The 14,302-nt window shown below is 66.5% G+C and carries 10 protein-coding genes; 8 read left to right on the top strand and 2 right to left on the bottom strand.

What is annotated here, in order from left to right:
- The first annotated feature begins 255 nt into the window (after positions 1–255).
- From ACW18C_RS11955 to ACW18C_RS11975, 5 genes are all read left to right on the top strand, one after another.
- Entirely contained in the window at positions 256–939 is a 684-nt protein-coding gene (locus ACW18C_RS11955; protein ID WP_492071067.1) for a phytanoyl-CoA dioxygenase family protein, read from the top strand.
- A gap of 146 nt (positions 940–1,085) precedes the next feature.
- Positions 1,086–2,129, top strand: a complete 1,044-nt coding sequence (locus tag ACW18C_RS11960; protein ID WP_492071069.1) for a DUF2806 domain-containing protein — start codon at positions 1,086–1,088, stop codon at positions 2,127–2,129.
- Positions 2,116–2,310, top strand: a complete 195-nt coding sequence (locus tag ACW18C_RS11965; protein WP_492071070.1) for a hypothetical protein — start codon at positions 2,116–2,118, stop codon at positions 2,308–2,310. The genes ACW18C_RS11960 and ACW18C_RS11965 overlap by 14 nt, the downstream gene beginning before the upstream one ends.
- Before the next feature lie 86 nt (positions 2,311–2,396).
- Positions 2,397–2,711, top strand: a complete 315-nt coding sequence (locus ACW18C_RS11970) for a hypothetical protein (protein ID WP_492071072.1) — start codon at positions 2,397–2,399, stop codon at positions 2,709–2,711.
- Positions 2,712–3,062: 351 nt separating this feature from the next.
- Positions 3,063–5,942: a M16 family metallopeptidase gene (locus ACW18C_RS11975; RefSeq protein WP_492071073.1), complete on the top strand. Its 2,880-nt coding sequence runs from the start codon at positions 3,063–3,065 to the stop codon at positions 5,940–5,942.
- A 138-nt stretch (positions 5,943–6,080) separates the two neighbouring features.
- Here ACW18C_RS11975 and ACW18C_RS11980 read toward each other — a convergent pair whose 3' ends face one another.
- The gene (locus ACW18C_RS11980; protein WP_035305393.1) at positions 6,081–6,950 is read right to left on the bottom strand and encodes a hypothetical protein; all 870 of its coding nucleotides are present in this window, start codon (positions 6,948–6,950) and stop codon (positions 6,081–6,083) included.
- A 343-nt stretch (positions 6,951–7,293) separates the two neighbouring features.
- On the opposite strand from ACW18C_RS11980, the gene ileS reads away from it, so the two are divergent.
- The 3 genes from ileS to ACW18C_RS11995 all read left to right on the top strand — a co-directional run bounded on the left by ileS (position 7,294) and on the right by ACW18C_RS11995 (position 13,748).
- Positions 7,294–10,218 (top strand): isoleucine--tRNA ligase, encoded by a 2,925-nt coding sequence (ileS, locus tag ACW18C_RS11985; protein WP_492071075.1) that lies wholly within the window; start codon positions 7,294–7,296, stop codon positions 10,216–10,218.
- Between the two features lie 295 nt (positions 10,219–10,513).
- Entirely contained in the window at positions 10,514–12,568 is a 2,055-nt protein-coding gene (locus ACW18C_RS11990; protein ID WP_492071077.1) for a capsule polysaccharide biogenesis protein, read from the top strand.
- A 28-nt stretch (positions 12,569–12,596) separates the two neighbouring features.
- The gene (locus ACW18C_RS11995; RefSeq protein WP_492071078.1) at positions 12,597–13,748 is read left to right on the top strand and encodes a beta-ketoacyl-ACP synthase III; all 1,152 of its coding nucleotides are present in this window, start codon (positions 12,597–12,599) and stop codon (positions 13,746–13,748) included.
- Positions 13,749–13,751: 3 nt separating this feature from the next.
- Here the strand turns inward: ACW18C_RS11995 and ACW18C_RS12000 are convergent, their stop codons facing one another.
- The gene (locus tag ACW18C_RS12000; RefSeq protein ID WP_492071080.1) at positions 13,752–14,213 is read right to left on the bottom strand and encodes a DoxX family protein; all 462 of its coding nucleotides are present in this window, start codon (positions 14,211–14,213) and stop codon (positions 13,752–13,754) included.
- Between the last annotated feature and the right edge of the window lie 89 nt (positions 14,214–14,302).

The following is a 14,302-nucleotide window of genomic DNA, read 5'->3' on the forward strand; positions in this document are numbered from 1 at the left end:
TCGTAAAAACAGGGTGACAAAGCGCCAAAGCGCCATTTCCCGAGAGGGCGACGGGAGGGGGATTTGGTTTTCAAAGACCGTGCGGGAGAAGTATCGCACGGTTTCGGGGCGTGGTGGGTAGAGGGGCGGATTCGGGCGTCGGGGCGTTGAAAAGGCCGGGGATTTGCGCGGGAATTAGGATAGAAGGCGGGGCCCAAGTGGCGCCTGACAGCCGACTTTCGTTGAGCGCGTGACCGGTTGGCGGTAAGCAGCGGCATGCCTGCTCCGGTTGCCCCGCTTGAACTCGGACGAGACGGCGCTGAGCTAGCGCCAAAGGCGCTCGACAGCTCCACACTCGCTGCTTTGGAACAGGTGCTCGCCGGCCAGCCGCGAGACGTCGCCGGCGTCAGGCTATTCGACGTTGAGGGGCTGCTGGGCTTCCTCGCCACCAACGGTCCGATCGGATCCATTGCTGCACGAAATCTGGGTGAGATGGCGCGGCCGGTGCGGGCGATCCTGTTCGACAAGACAGCGTCCGCGAATTGGTCATTGGCTTGGCACCAAGACCGCGTGATTGCAGTGCGTGACCGAAAGGAAGTCGAAGGCTTCGGGCCTTGGACACGCAAGCATGGCGCCCTGCACGTCGCGCCTCCATTTGAGCTGCTAGCTAGCATGCTCACGCTGCGCGCCCATCTCGATCCTGTACCTCAGCCCAACGCTCCGTTGCTCGTCGCGCCGGGCTCGCACCGCTTTGGTAGAATCCCCGAGTCTGATGTTCCAGAGGTGGTGAGCAGGTGCGGCGTCGCTATGTGTCTGGCTGAAGCGGGCGACGTCTGGACCTACGCCACGCCAATCCTGCACGCGTCAGATAGGGCGTCTGCGGCGACGCATCGCCGAGTTCTACAGGTGGACTATGCCGTCGGCGAACTTCCCGGCGGACTGCAGTGGCTTGGCGTCTGAAACGCGCCAGGAGCGATCATGCGGACCATGCCGGAAAGACGACATTCTGACCGTGTGGCTGAGCCATATTCTGAATAGCAGCCCAACCTCGCCTAGATTGCGACCGCTCACGAATCTCGACAACGCTTCCCGCAAGGGAGAGACGAATGTCTGAAGACCATCTGAAGGGCGAAGTATCGGTGTCGGCGGAACTGACACCGACGGGCGTGAAGGCTGGCGCTAAAAGCCGGTTCATTTCGGCGATCGATCTGCTTTTCGGAAATGCCGTCGATCTGCTCAACCCGAAGCTCGAAGGGATTAACCTGCGTGAACGGGCAAGGAGCGCCCAGGATGTGAAGCTGATCGAGGCACTGGGTGAAAGGAGGGTTCAGATGCTTGATCAAGACCCATCCTATGCAGAGCAAGTCCTTGAGCAGCAGCTCAGAACATCGGGCCGGCGGCTGGAAAACAAGGCTGAGACGGTGCGGCTCGCTATCGAGGACCTGCGCGCGACGCCGCCGACCGAAGAGCAGAACGAGACCGGTCCTGAAGCGCTCGATCCGGACTTCCTCAACCGGTTCGAACGGTATGCTGAGGATGCAACGACCGAGCAGCTGCGCGAGCGGTGGGGGCGTGTTCTAGCTGCGGAAATTAGAACGCCTGGTACCTTTTCTGCAAAGGTGATGCGGATCGTCGATGAAATGGACTCCGTCACGGCGCGTATGTTTGAGCAACTCTGCCTAAATCGCTGGCACAACGCTATAATCGCGTGTCTAGCGGGGCAACTGCCGTTCATGGAGACCGCTCGCTTGGTCGGAGCGGGCTTGATTGTTGATCCAACACCGAACGGGCAGTTGATCCAGACCAAGACGTTGCTTGACACTCAAGGTGAGGAGTTAAACTTTTTCGGCCTGAAAAACCGCGGCATCGGCATAGCGGCGAAAGCCGTACTGTTCGGCGTTGCGGCGGTGGGGATCAGCCGTAGCTTGACCTTACATGATGGAAGGCCAGCGGTTCCAGTCTACGTTTTGACAGATGAGGGACATGCAATATCGTCAATCCTGCCATCGGACGAGGACGGCGTGTTCGACCGGTTCCTAGCTCGCGCTGTGGCCGATCACCCACAAATCGAAATACGTGAGTTCCAAGGCGAAGGTGGGACTATGCAACTTATCAACACCTGGAATCGTCAGGCAAATGACCGAAGCTGACATCGCTGTGCTGGAAGCCGAACTCCGTGAGGCCGAGGATGTCGAGGAAGCGCTTCGGGAGCTCTTCCTCGGGAATGGCTCTCAGAGAAACGCCGTCGAGCTTGGCGAGGCAAAGGTCGCCGTGAAGAATGCTCGCAACGCGCTTCGCCAAGCGCGTGACCTAGCCGCTCGTTCCGAATAGCCTCCACCCGAATCCAAGGAGGGACGGATGGCGAGCAACAATATAAGGCGGTGTATTGGTAGCCTCAACGGATCGCGGGCGGCCAAATGAACTACGACTTCGCAACAGCAATCGTCGCCATTAGCGCGGCTGTCTTGGTTGCCGTCCTCACTTTGGCCGGAGCCAAACAGAAAGATCGAGACCTCGCGGCGGCGCAAGCAACCGCGCAGGTCGAAGTATCGCAGGCGAAAGCCCGCGCCGATGAAGCCGTCTTAGAAACCGAGAAGCTGCGCAATAAGAACTTGGAACTGCAAGCACAGCTGGAAGAGCTTCGTCTCGCCACCGATAAACTTCGTGCGGATATGCGGTTTGATCCTCAAGAGGCCCTTCGCGCGTTCGACAACGCATTGAAGGGCGCTTAGGTAAGGCCTTCCAAATTTCGTATCAAAGCGGAGCGAGCCGAAGCCACCGCTTTAAGGTGGTCGATCGCACCAACCAAACCTAAAGCGATCACTTCACGACGAGTGCAATCAGACCAGCACTTTGACCAGCTTTGGGCAACTGCGCCCACATCGCTTTCACTGGCCTAAAATCAGTCGTTCGTAACCGCCGGGTTGAGTCACGGCTCCAACCCGCCGAGCGCACCACCTGCACGCCCGCTCCCGAGGAGAGGATTGGCCAGAGGCCAAACGTCGCCTTGCCCTCGCCCCCGCCCTCCCCTACTCCAGACATCGGCCGTTCCATCGGGGGTTGCGGCGTTTCGGAGTAAACTCATGCGTTCTGCGCGTCGCCTTCTGCTTGTCGCGGCCTCTGGCCTGGCGCTTTCGACGGGGGCCTTCGCCGTCCCCGTCCTGGCCTTCGCGCCCGCCGCCCAAACCCAGACCCAGGTCCCGCCCTCCGATCCCTGGGCCCAGGCGGCCAGTGATGTTCCGGCCGATCCGGCTGTGCGCTACGGCCTGATGCCCAACGGCATGCGCTACGCCCTGATGCACAACGCCACCCCGCCGGGTCAGGCCTCGTTCCGGCTGCGGATCGACGCCGGCTCGCTGATGGAGCGGGACGACCAGCAGGGGCTGGCGCACTTCATGGAGCACATGGCCTTCAACGGGACCAAGGACATCCCCGAGAACGAGATGCTGCGCATTCTCGAACGCCTCGGCCTGGCCTTCGGCGCCGACACCAACGCCTTCACCAGCTTCGAGCAGACGGCCTATATGCTGGAACTGCCCAACACCCAGGACGAGACGGTCGATACGTCCCTGCATGTGATGCGGGAAATGATGGGCGACGCCCTGATGGCGTCGGACGCCATCGACGCCGAGCGCGGCGTCATCGTCGGGGAGGAGCGGACCCGCAACTCGCCGCAGATGCGGGTGCTGAAGACCCAGCTGGCCCTGCTGGCGCCGGGCCAGCGCCTGTCGAAACGCCTGCCGATCGGCGACCTGGAGGTGATCCGCACCGCGCCGCGCGAACGGTTCGTCGACTTCTATGACGCCTATTACCGCCCCTCGCGCGCGACCTTCATCGCTGTCGGCGACTTCGACGTGGACGCGATGGAGGCCAAGATCCGCACGACCTTCGCGGACTGGACGCCCAAGGCCGCCGACGGGCCCGAACCCGACCTGGGAACCGTCGCCGCGCGCCAGCCGGAGACCAGCATCATCGTCGAGCCGGGCGTCCAGTCGTCGATCCAGATCAACTGGATCAAGGCGCCGGACCTTGACCCCGACAGCCTGGCCGAACGCACCGAGGCCGTTCGCCGCAGCCTGGGCCTGGCGGTGCTGAACCGCCGCCTGGGCGAGATGGCGCGGGCCGACAATTCGCCCTTCCTGGGCGCCGGCGGCGGTTATCAGTCGCTGTTCGACAGCCTGGACGCCGGTATCCTGTCGGTCGCCTTCACGCCGGGCGAATGGAAACGCGCGCTGGAGACCACCGAGCAGGAGGCCCGCCGTCTAACCCAGTACGGCGTCACCGCCCCCGAGCTGCAGCGCGAGATCACCGAATACCGCACCAGCCTGCAGAATGCGGTGGCCACGGAGGCGACCCGCTCCACCCCCGCCCTGGCCGGCGCCCTGCTGAACGCCGTCAATGGCGACACGGTCTTCACCTCGCCCCAGGAAAGCCTGGACCAGTTCGAGAAGATCGTCGCCGATCTGACGCCGGAACAGGTCAACGCCGCCGTGCGTCCGGTGTTCGAAGGCCAGGGGCCTCTGGTCCTGTTCACCAGCCCGGTCCCGGTCGAGGGCGGCGAGGCGGCCGTCACCGCCGCGCTGGAGGCCTCGCGTCAGGTTCCCGTCGCCGCGCCCGGCGATCAGTCGGCGCTGGAATGGCCCTACACGAACTTCGGCGCGCCGGCCGTTCCCGCCGCGCGCACCGAGGTGGCCGATCTGGGCGCCACCCTGGTCCGCTTCCCCAACGGGACCCTGCTGAACATCAAGAAGACCGACTTCCGCGATGACCAGATCCTGATCCGCGCCAATACGGGCATCGGCGGCATGGGTCTTCCCGCCGACCGCTTCTCGCCCCTGTTCGCCGCCAACACCGTGCTGAACGCCGGCGGCCTGGGCAAGCTGACGGTGGATGAGGCCGACCGCGTCCTGGCCGGCCATGTCGTCAACACCAGCGTCAGCCAGGGTACGGACAGCTACAGCTTCGGCGGCTCCACCCGCCCGGAGGACCTGCAACTGGAACTTCAGGTTCTGGCCGCCTTCCTGACGGATCCGGGTCTGCGCGCTGCGCCGCTGCAACGCGCCAAATCCTCCTATCCGCAGGCGCTGGAACAACAGGCCGCCACGCCCGGCGGCGCCTTCGGTCTGAAGGCCGGGGAACTGCTGGCCGGAGGCGACAAGCGCGCGGCCGCCCCGACCAACGAACAGTTCCAGTCGGTCGAGATCGAACCCCTGCGCGAACAGATCAAGGCGGCCCTCGCCTCCGGCCCGATCGAGATCACGGTCGTCGGCGATGTGGACGTGGACGCGGTCATCGCCGCCGTGGGTTCGACCTTCGGCGCCCTGCCCGCGCGCGGTCCCGCCCCGACCCCGCCGCCCGGATCGGCCGAACGTCGCTTCCCCGCCCCGACCGCGACCCCGATCCGTCTGACCCACACGGGCCAGGCTGAACAGGCTCTGGGCTTCGTCGCCTGGCCCACCACCGACCAGATCGAAGACCGCACCACGGCCCGGCGACTGGCGATCCTGTCGGCCGTGCTGCAACTGCGCCTGAACGAGGAGATCCGCGAGAAACAGGGCATCGCCTATTCGCCCAGCGCCAGCGCCACCAGCTCCGACGCCTTCCCCGGCTACGGCTATATCGCCGTCGGCGCCGAAACGCCCCCCGAGTCCCTGACGAAACTGTTCGACGCCGTGGACGTGATCGCCGCCGACCTGCGCGACAATCCGATCAGCGAGGATGAGCTGAACCGCGCCCGCCGTCCGGCGGTGGAGCGGCTGCGGCGCAGCATGGCCGACAACGGCTACTGGCTGACCCAGTTGTCCGAAGCCCAGTCCGACCCGGCCTCGCTGGACCAGACCCGCAACAATATCGCGGTGCTGGAGGCCGTCACCGCCGCCGACCTGCAAAGCCTGGCCCGGCAGTATCTGAAGCCCGACGCCGCCTGGCGCGCCGAGGTCGTCTCGGACAAGCTGGCCCAATAAGAAAAACGGCCCCGGTTCGCAGGAACCGGGGCCGAGCCTTTTGGGGGCCAGTCTTCAGGATCGTCGACGGAGAGCCGACGGTCTTGTCTTGCGCCACACGGCCTGAGCCGCGCCTGAACGGGTCGCGTCAGGTCCGGTTCAGAACACCCGGCCGCCGACGCCGCCGTCCAGGGTGATGGCCCCGGTGATGACGGTCGCGCTCTGGACCTGTTCCTCGCGGTATTCGGTGTATTCTTCCTCGCGGTACATGGTCAGGATCTTCACCCCGGCCCCGTAGCGACGCAGCAGCGAGCGTTCGTTGCAGTCCCGCTCGGGCTTTTCGGGGCGGCATTCCAGCTTGCCTTCGCCGCCGAACCACAGGGCCTCGTGCTTCCTGCAGGTCAGGGTCGTGCCGTGGTCGAATTTGATGTCGCCCTCATAGTCGGCGATCGTCGCCTGGAGCCAGGTGCCGGCCAGGCAACGATAGATCTCGCCGTCATAGCCGTCGGCGATCTCGCGATCCGGCTTCACCTGAGAGGCGGGGTGCGGCACCTGGCGGTCGTCGATGCAGACCGCCTGGATCACCACCCGCTTCATCGACCGACGCCAGGCGGTGAAGGGCGTCCGCACCGTCTGGGCCAGGCCTTCGACGGCCAGGCCCTGGATGGTCGTCGGATAGGGCTGGTCCACGGTCACATAGGCCGCGCCGCCGCCCCCGCCGTAACCGCCGGAGAAGCCGCCGGCCCGCGCATTCACAAAGGCCCGCGACCCGGCGTTCGCATTGGCGCTGGCCCCCGCATTGACGTTGACGTTCACATTGACGTTGGTGTTCGAGTTCCAGCCGCCGTTCCCGCCCCCGCACGATCCACCCCCGCAGGAAGGCGGCGGAGGCGGCGGCTCGCAGCACGGCGGCGGCGGAGGTTCGCACGCCGGCTGGCCACAGCTCTGGGCCGTCGCCGCGCCCGCGACGCCCAACATGGCCCCGCCGGCCGCCAGACCCAGCATCCAATTCCTGATCCGCTGCCGCATCGGCGGGACTCCCGAACGAATTCTCACGTCGCCTGGACAGACTTCCGGACGATCCAACCTTAACCAAGACGACAAAAGCCTTTCGTTTCCGTTGAGATGGGAAAGTCTTCGGGGATGGCGCAATGCCGCATCCGTCTGCTAGACCGCCCGCATCATGACCGTCCGCGTCTCCATTCGCCTGATTTCGATTAGCCGCCCGGCGTAGCGCTTCCGGGCCCTGTGGCCCCGTGCACGCCGGGAAGACCGCCCTCTGTTCGGGCGAACGAAGCCGCCCTCGAGCAGCGCGAAGCGCGACAGGGCGAACGAAGACAGCGACATCACTTTCACGACGCCGAGACGACCCATGGCTGACGCCACAGACACCACCGACACCCCCTCCGGCCGCGACTATCGCGACACCGTCTTCCTGCCCGAGACGCCTTTCCCCATGCGCGGCGGCCTGCCGCAGAAGGAACCGGTGATCCTGGAGCAGTGGGGCGACCTTTACGGGACCCTGCGCGCCGAACGCCAGGCGCAGAAGGCCCCGCTCTATGTGCTGCACGACGGCCCGCCCTACGCCAACGGCGACATCCACATCGGCCATGCGCTGAACAAGACGCTGAAGGATTTCGTGGTCCGCAGCCGGTTCCTGCTGGGCTATGACGTCGATTACGTCCCCGGCTGGGACTGCCACGGCCTGCCGATCGAGTGGAAGATCGAGGAACAGTTCCGCGCCAAGGGCCGCCGCAAGGACGAGGTGTCCAAGGACGAGTTCCGCGCCGCCTGCCGCGAATACGCCGGCAAATACATCGACCTGCAACGCGACCAGTTCAAACGCCTGGGCATCACCGGCGACTTCGCCAACCGCTACGCCACCATGGACTTCACGTCCGAGGCGGCCATCATCGCCGAGTTCCACAAGTTCAAGAACTCGGGCCAACTGTATCGCGGCTCCAAGCCCGTCATGTGGTCGCCGGTCGAGCGCACCGCCCTGGCCGACGCCGAGATCGAGTACCACGACCATGTGTCGCCCACGATCTGGGTCAAGTTCCCGGTCACGGGCGTGTCCGACGACCACCCAGACGACCTGCTGGCCTTCCGCACCAGCACCCCGTCCATCGTCATCTGGACCACCACCCCCTGGACCATCCCGGCCAACCGCGCCATCAGCTACGGCCCCGAGATCGCCTATGGCCTGTATGAGGTCACGGCCATGGAAGAGGGTCTGGAGTTCGCGCCCTGGGCCAAGCCGGGCGACCGTCTGATCGTCGCCGACAAGCTGGCCGAGGACGTGTTCAAGGCCGCCAAGATCGCCGCCTGGACCCGCGTCTACGACATCAATCCGTCGGGTCTGGAATGCGCCCACCCCCTGGCCGCGCTGGACAGCGGCTATGGCTTCTCGGTGCCGCTGCTGGCCGGCGACCATGTCACCGACGACGCCGGCACGGGCTTCGTCCACACCGCGCCGGGCCACGGCGCCGACGACTTCGAGGTGTGGAAGGCCCATGGTCATCATGAGGTGCCGGACACGGTCGATCCGGACGGCGCCTACTACCCCGGCGTCCCCCTGTTCGCCGGGCTGAAGGTGCTGGAGACCGAGGGCAAGAAGACCGGCAAGTTCGGTCCCGCCAACGGCGCGGTGATGGACAAGCTGATCGAGGCCGGCAATCTGCTGGCGCGCGGCCGACTGGAACACTCGTACCCGCACTCCTGGCGGTCCAAGGCCCCGATCATCTTCAGGAACACGCCGCAGTGGTTCATCCGCATGGATCAGCCCCTGAAGTCGGGCGACACCCTGCGCGAAACGGCCCTGACCGCCATCGACGACACCGAATTCCACCCCGCCGCCGGCCGCAACCGCATCCGCTCGATGGTCGAGGGCCGTCCCGACTGGCTGGTCAGCCGCCAGCGCGCCTGGGGCACGCCCCTGGCCATGTTCATCGACAAACAGACCGGCCAGCCCCTGCATGATCCCGAGGTCGACGCCCGGATCGTCAAGGCCGTGGCCGAACACGGCGCCGACATCTGGTTCACCGCGCCCGACAGCGACTTCCTGGGCGCCCACGACCCGGCCCGGTATGAAAAGGTCGAGGACATCCTGGACGTCTGGTTCGACTCCGGCTCGACCCACGCCTTCACCCTGGACCCGCGCCTGCCCGAGCACGGCTATACGGGCGACCGCCCGGCGCACTGGCCCGCCGACCTGTATCTGGAAGGTTCGGACCAGCACCGCGGCTGGTTCCAGTCGTCTCTGCTGGAAGGTTGCGGCACCCGTGGCCGCGCCCCGTTCAAGGCGGTCCTGACCCACGGCTTCACCCTCGACGAGAAGGGCGAGAAACAGTCCAAGTCCAAGGGCAATACGACCGATCCGCTGACGGTCATCAAGGAAAGCGGCGCCGACATCCTGCGTCTGTGGGTGTCGCTGGTCGACTATTCGGAAGACCAGCGGATCGGCAAACAGATCCTGCAAACCACGGTCGACGCCTATCGCAAGCTGAGGAACACGGTCCGCTATCTGCTGGGCGCCCTGGCCGACTTCGACGAAGCCGAGCGGCTGACCGACTACGACCAGTTCCCGCCGCTGGAGAAGTTCATCCTGCACCGGCTGTGGGAGTTGGACGCCCATGTGCGCCAGGCCTATGCCGAATACCGCTTCCAGGACGTCGTCCGCCCGGTGCTGGAGTTCTGCTCCAACGACCTGTCGGCCCTGTATTTCGACATCCGCAAGGACAGCCTCTACTGCGACCGCCCCGACAGCCTGCGCCGTCGCGCCGCCCGCACGGTGATGGACGCGGTCTTCATGCGCCTGACCGCCTGGCTGTCGCCGCTGACGCCCTTCACGATGGAAGAGGCCTGGACGACGCGCTTCCCGGATGCGGGGACGAACTGTGCGCGGGTGATTCCGGAGACGCCTGCGGAATGGAACAACCCGACCGAGGCCGAGCGGTGGGCCGCAATCAACACCGTCCTCGAAGTGGTCAATGAATCGCTGGAAGCCGCCCGTCGTGAGAAGCTGATCGGCGGGGCGCTGGACGCCTGGCCGACCGTCACGGCCCCTGCGGGAACCTTCGCCCCCTTCGACGGTCTGGACGCCGCCGAGATCTTCCGCACCTCGGGCGCCGAACTGGTCGAAGGCGACGCGCTCGCCGTGGCCGTGGCCCTGGCCGACTACCCCAAATGCGCCCGCTCGTGGCGCCGCGTCCCCGACGTCGGCTCCGACCCCGCCTACCCCGACCTGTCGGCCCGCGACGCCGATGCGGTCCGATACTGGGACCAGACGCGGAGCTGACGCTCAGACCCTCCCCCGCTTGCGGGGGAGGTGGGCCGGCGTCCGCGCAGCGGACCAGGCTCGGAGGGGGAAGTGTCGCCTAAAGAAGAATTCCCCCATCGTCAGGCGTGTCGCTGCGCGCCACGGCCTGACACTTCCCCCGCAAGCGGGGGAAGGCCTTGGGACGAGGCGTCGCCGAATTGCACTCTTTTGCCCATTGCACCGGTTTCCCCCTGCGCCGTTCAATTTCAGCGCGGCCATTTCAGACTATTCAGACTATTCAGACCCTGTTTTTCGCGTCTGAATCGGACCCGCCTTGACCCCAGCCTCGGACATCGTCGCCAAAACCCCCGCCTGGGTCTGCGCGCCCGGCGTGCTGAAGGTCCCCTTCCTCGAGGTCTTCCTGGCGGATTACGCCCTGCACCGCCTGCCGGGTGATCAGGTTCAGGCCGTGCTGGGCTGGGGGATGAAGCCGACGGCCGCGACGGGGCGACGCTGGGCCGCAGCCAACGACCGCCCCTATGTGGCGCTGGAGGACGGTTTCCTGCGCTCCGTCGGCATCGGCGAGGCGGGGGCGGCCAGTCTCAGCCTGATCGTCGATGACCTGGGCGTCTATTATGACGCCACCCGGCCCAGCCGGCTCGAACACCTGATCCAGACCGCCGACGCCTGGTGCGACGCCACAACGGCCGCCCGCGCCCGCGCCCTGATCGACCGGATCGTCGCCTCGGGCGTGTCCAAGACCAATATGGGCGGGCCGCTGGACCCCGGCCTGCTGCGGCCCGGCCGCCGCGTCCTGATCGTGGACCAGACCTTCGGCGACGCCTCCATCGGTTACGGCTTGGCGACCCAGGACAGTTTCGACGCCATGGTGGCCGCCGCCCGGCGCGACGAACCCGACGCCCAACTGATCGTCAAACGCCACCCGGCGGTCGCGGCGGGCAGGAAGCGCGGCTGCGTTACGGACCTGTCCGGCGTCACCCTGGTGGACGCCGACGTGCGGCCCGCCGACCTGCTGGCGGCGGTGGAAGCCGTCTATTGCGTCACCTCGGCCCTGGGGTTCGAGGCCCTGTTGCGCGGCCTGCCGGTGCGCTGTTTCGGGGCGCCCTTCTATTCCGGCTGGGGCCTGACCACCGACGCCGTGGCCACCGGCCGACGCGGCGTCGCCCGCACGGTGGAGCAGGTCGCCGCCGCCGCCCTGATCGCCTACAGCCGCTATGTCGATCCCGTCACCGGCGAGCGGTGCGAGGCCGAACAGGCGCTGGAGCGGTTGATCGCCCTGCGCGACCGCGCCGACCGTCTGGCGGGGCCCTGGTCCGCCGTCGGCTTCGCCCCGGCCAAACGCCCCCCGGTGCGCCGCCTGCTGAACTCGCCCAAGGCGCGGATGCGATACTTCATGTCGCCGTCGCGCGCCGCCGCCCACGCCGCCGCGACCCAGGGTCGGCTGATCTGGTGGGCGGGCAAGGAGAGCGAGGCCGTGCGCCGGGCCGCCGCCGACTTTAGCGGCCCGACGGTCCGCATGGAGGACGGCTTCATCCGTTCGCGCGGCCTGGGGTCGGACTTCGTCGGCGCCCTGTCGGTCGCCCTGGATGACCAGGGCGTCTATTACGACCCGTCGCGCCCGTCGCGGCTGGAGACCCTGATCGAGACGACGGAGGCTACGCCCGCCCAGCTGGCCCGCGCCGCTGAGCTTCGGACCCGCATCGTCGAGGCGGGCCTGTCGAAATACAATCTGAAGGGCCAGGCTCCGGCCGACTGGCCGCCCGACCGCGACATCCTGCTGGTCGTCGGCCAGGTCGAGAACGACAAGTCGATCCTGCTGGGCTGCGAACCCGATCTGGCCACCAACTCCGCCCTGGTCGAGGCGGCGCGGGCCGATCATCCCGACGCCTTCCTGGTCTATCGCAACCATCCCGACGTTTTGGCCGGCAACCGGCCGGGTCGGCTGGAGGCCTCGGCCCTGGCCTCGGTGGACGCCAGCGCGGACGGGCTGGACATCATCGACTGCCTGAACGCCTGCCGTCGGGTGGCGACCCTGACCTCCCTGACCGGGTTCGAGGCCTTGATGCGAGGCAAGGCGGTGTCGGTCTATGGCCGGCCCTTCTATGCGGGATGGGGCCTGACCGACGACCGGCTGGCCTTCGAACGCCGCAGCCGCCGGGCGACGGTCGATCATCTGATCCTGGCCGCCCTGATCCACTATCCCCTCTATGTCACCCCGACGGGCTGGCCCTGCGAGGCCGAGGATCTGGTCCAGGCCCTGATCGCCGCCCGCGACCAGCCGCCGCCCAGGGCGCCGCGCGGCCAGGTCCAGCGCTGGGCCGCCGGGATCATCGCTTCTCTCGACCGCAGGCCGCCGCCGTCCTATTGAAGGCGTTCGTAAAGGAAACTGTCTACCCGTGACCCACGCCGTTATCGCCGCCACCGGCCTCTTCACCCCCGAACAATCGGTCTCCAACGCCGAACTGGTCGACAGCTACAACGCCTGGGCTGACGGCTGGAACGCCCGTCACGCCGCCCAGATCGAAGCCGGCGAGTTGGAGGCCAAGGCGCACTCCTCGCCCGAGTTCATCGAGAAGGCGTCGGGGATCAAACAGCGGTTCGTGCTGGACAAGGCCGGGGTGATCGACCCCGAGCGCATGGCCCCCAGCCTGCCGGAACGCAGCAATGACGAGCTGTCGATCCTAGCCGAGATGGCGGTCAAGGCCGCGCGTCAGGCCATCGAGGCCTGGGGCAAGCCGGTCAGCGAGATCGGCGCCGTCCTGTGCGCCGCGTCCAACATGCAGCGCCCCTATCCGGCCATGGCCATCGAGGTGCAGCAGGCCCTGGGGATCGAGGGCTTCGCCTTCGACATGAATGTGGCCTGTTCCTCGGCCACCTTCGGCGTCAAGACGGCGGCGGACTTCATCGCCGGCGGTTCGGTCAAGGCCGTGCTGATGGTCAATCCCGAGGTCTGTTCGGCCCACCTGAACTTCACCGACCGCGACAGCCATTTCATCTTCGGCGATGTGGCCACGGCCGTGATCGTGGAATCGGCCGAGACGGCCGGTCCGGGCGGCTGGGATGTGCTGGGCACGCGTCTGAAGACGGTCTTCTCGAACAATATCCGCAACAACTTCGGCTTCCTGAACCGCAACGCCCGCGACACCGACCATCTGGATTCGCCCGTCGCCGACGACAGCGTGCAGAACGACAAGCTGTTCATCCAGCAGGGCCGCAAGGTCTTCCGCGACGTGGTGCCGATGGTGTCGGACATGATCATCGACCACGCCGGCGAACTGGGCCTTGATCCGCACGAATTGAAGCGGTTGTGGCTGCACCAGGCCAACATCAACATGAACACCATGATCGGCAAGAAGGTGCTGGGCCGCGAGCCCTCGTCGGAAGAGAACGTCATCATCCTGGACGACTACGCCAACACCTCCTCGGCCGGCTCGATCATCGCCTTCCACCTGCACAACGACGGCTTCGCCCCCGGCGAGACCGGCCTGATCTGCAGCTTCGGCGCCGGCTATTCGGCGGGGACGGTGTTCGTGCGCAAGCGCGCCTGACGATCAGGGCCGGGGCAGGAACAGGACGACGTCCAGACTCCACCGCCCCGGCCCACTGGCGATCAGCCCGAACAGAATGACCATCAGCAGGGTCTCGGGCAGGTCGAAATAGCTCGACAGGCGATAGCCAAGGCTGGCGCCCTCCACCGACTTGGCGGCGACCGTCGCCAGCGCAACCATGCAGATCACGATCAGCACCAGGGCCGACAGGCTGGTGAACAGGCCCAGGATCAGCAGGCCTCCGAAGACGAACTCGCACACCGACACGAACCGGGCGGTCTGACGTGGCGCGACGACGCCCGCCTCCACCATCGTCTGCTGCATCTTCTCCGCCTGGGAGGGGGCGAACAGCTTGTAGAAGCCCGACAGGAAGAACATTCCCCCGACCACGATCCGCGCGACCAGCAGCGCAACATCCATCAGCGCAGGCGCGCCAAGGCCCAGGCCGCGATACAGATCGATCATAGGACAAAGGCTCCGCAGGCAGGGTTCATCAATGCCTCGGCGCGCGGTCGGTTGCCGACGCGAGCCCCGCCGACAGAAGCCGGATAAAT

This window comes from Brevundimonas sp. FV1ye7S, assembly GCF_058680995.1.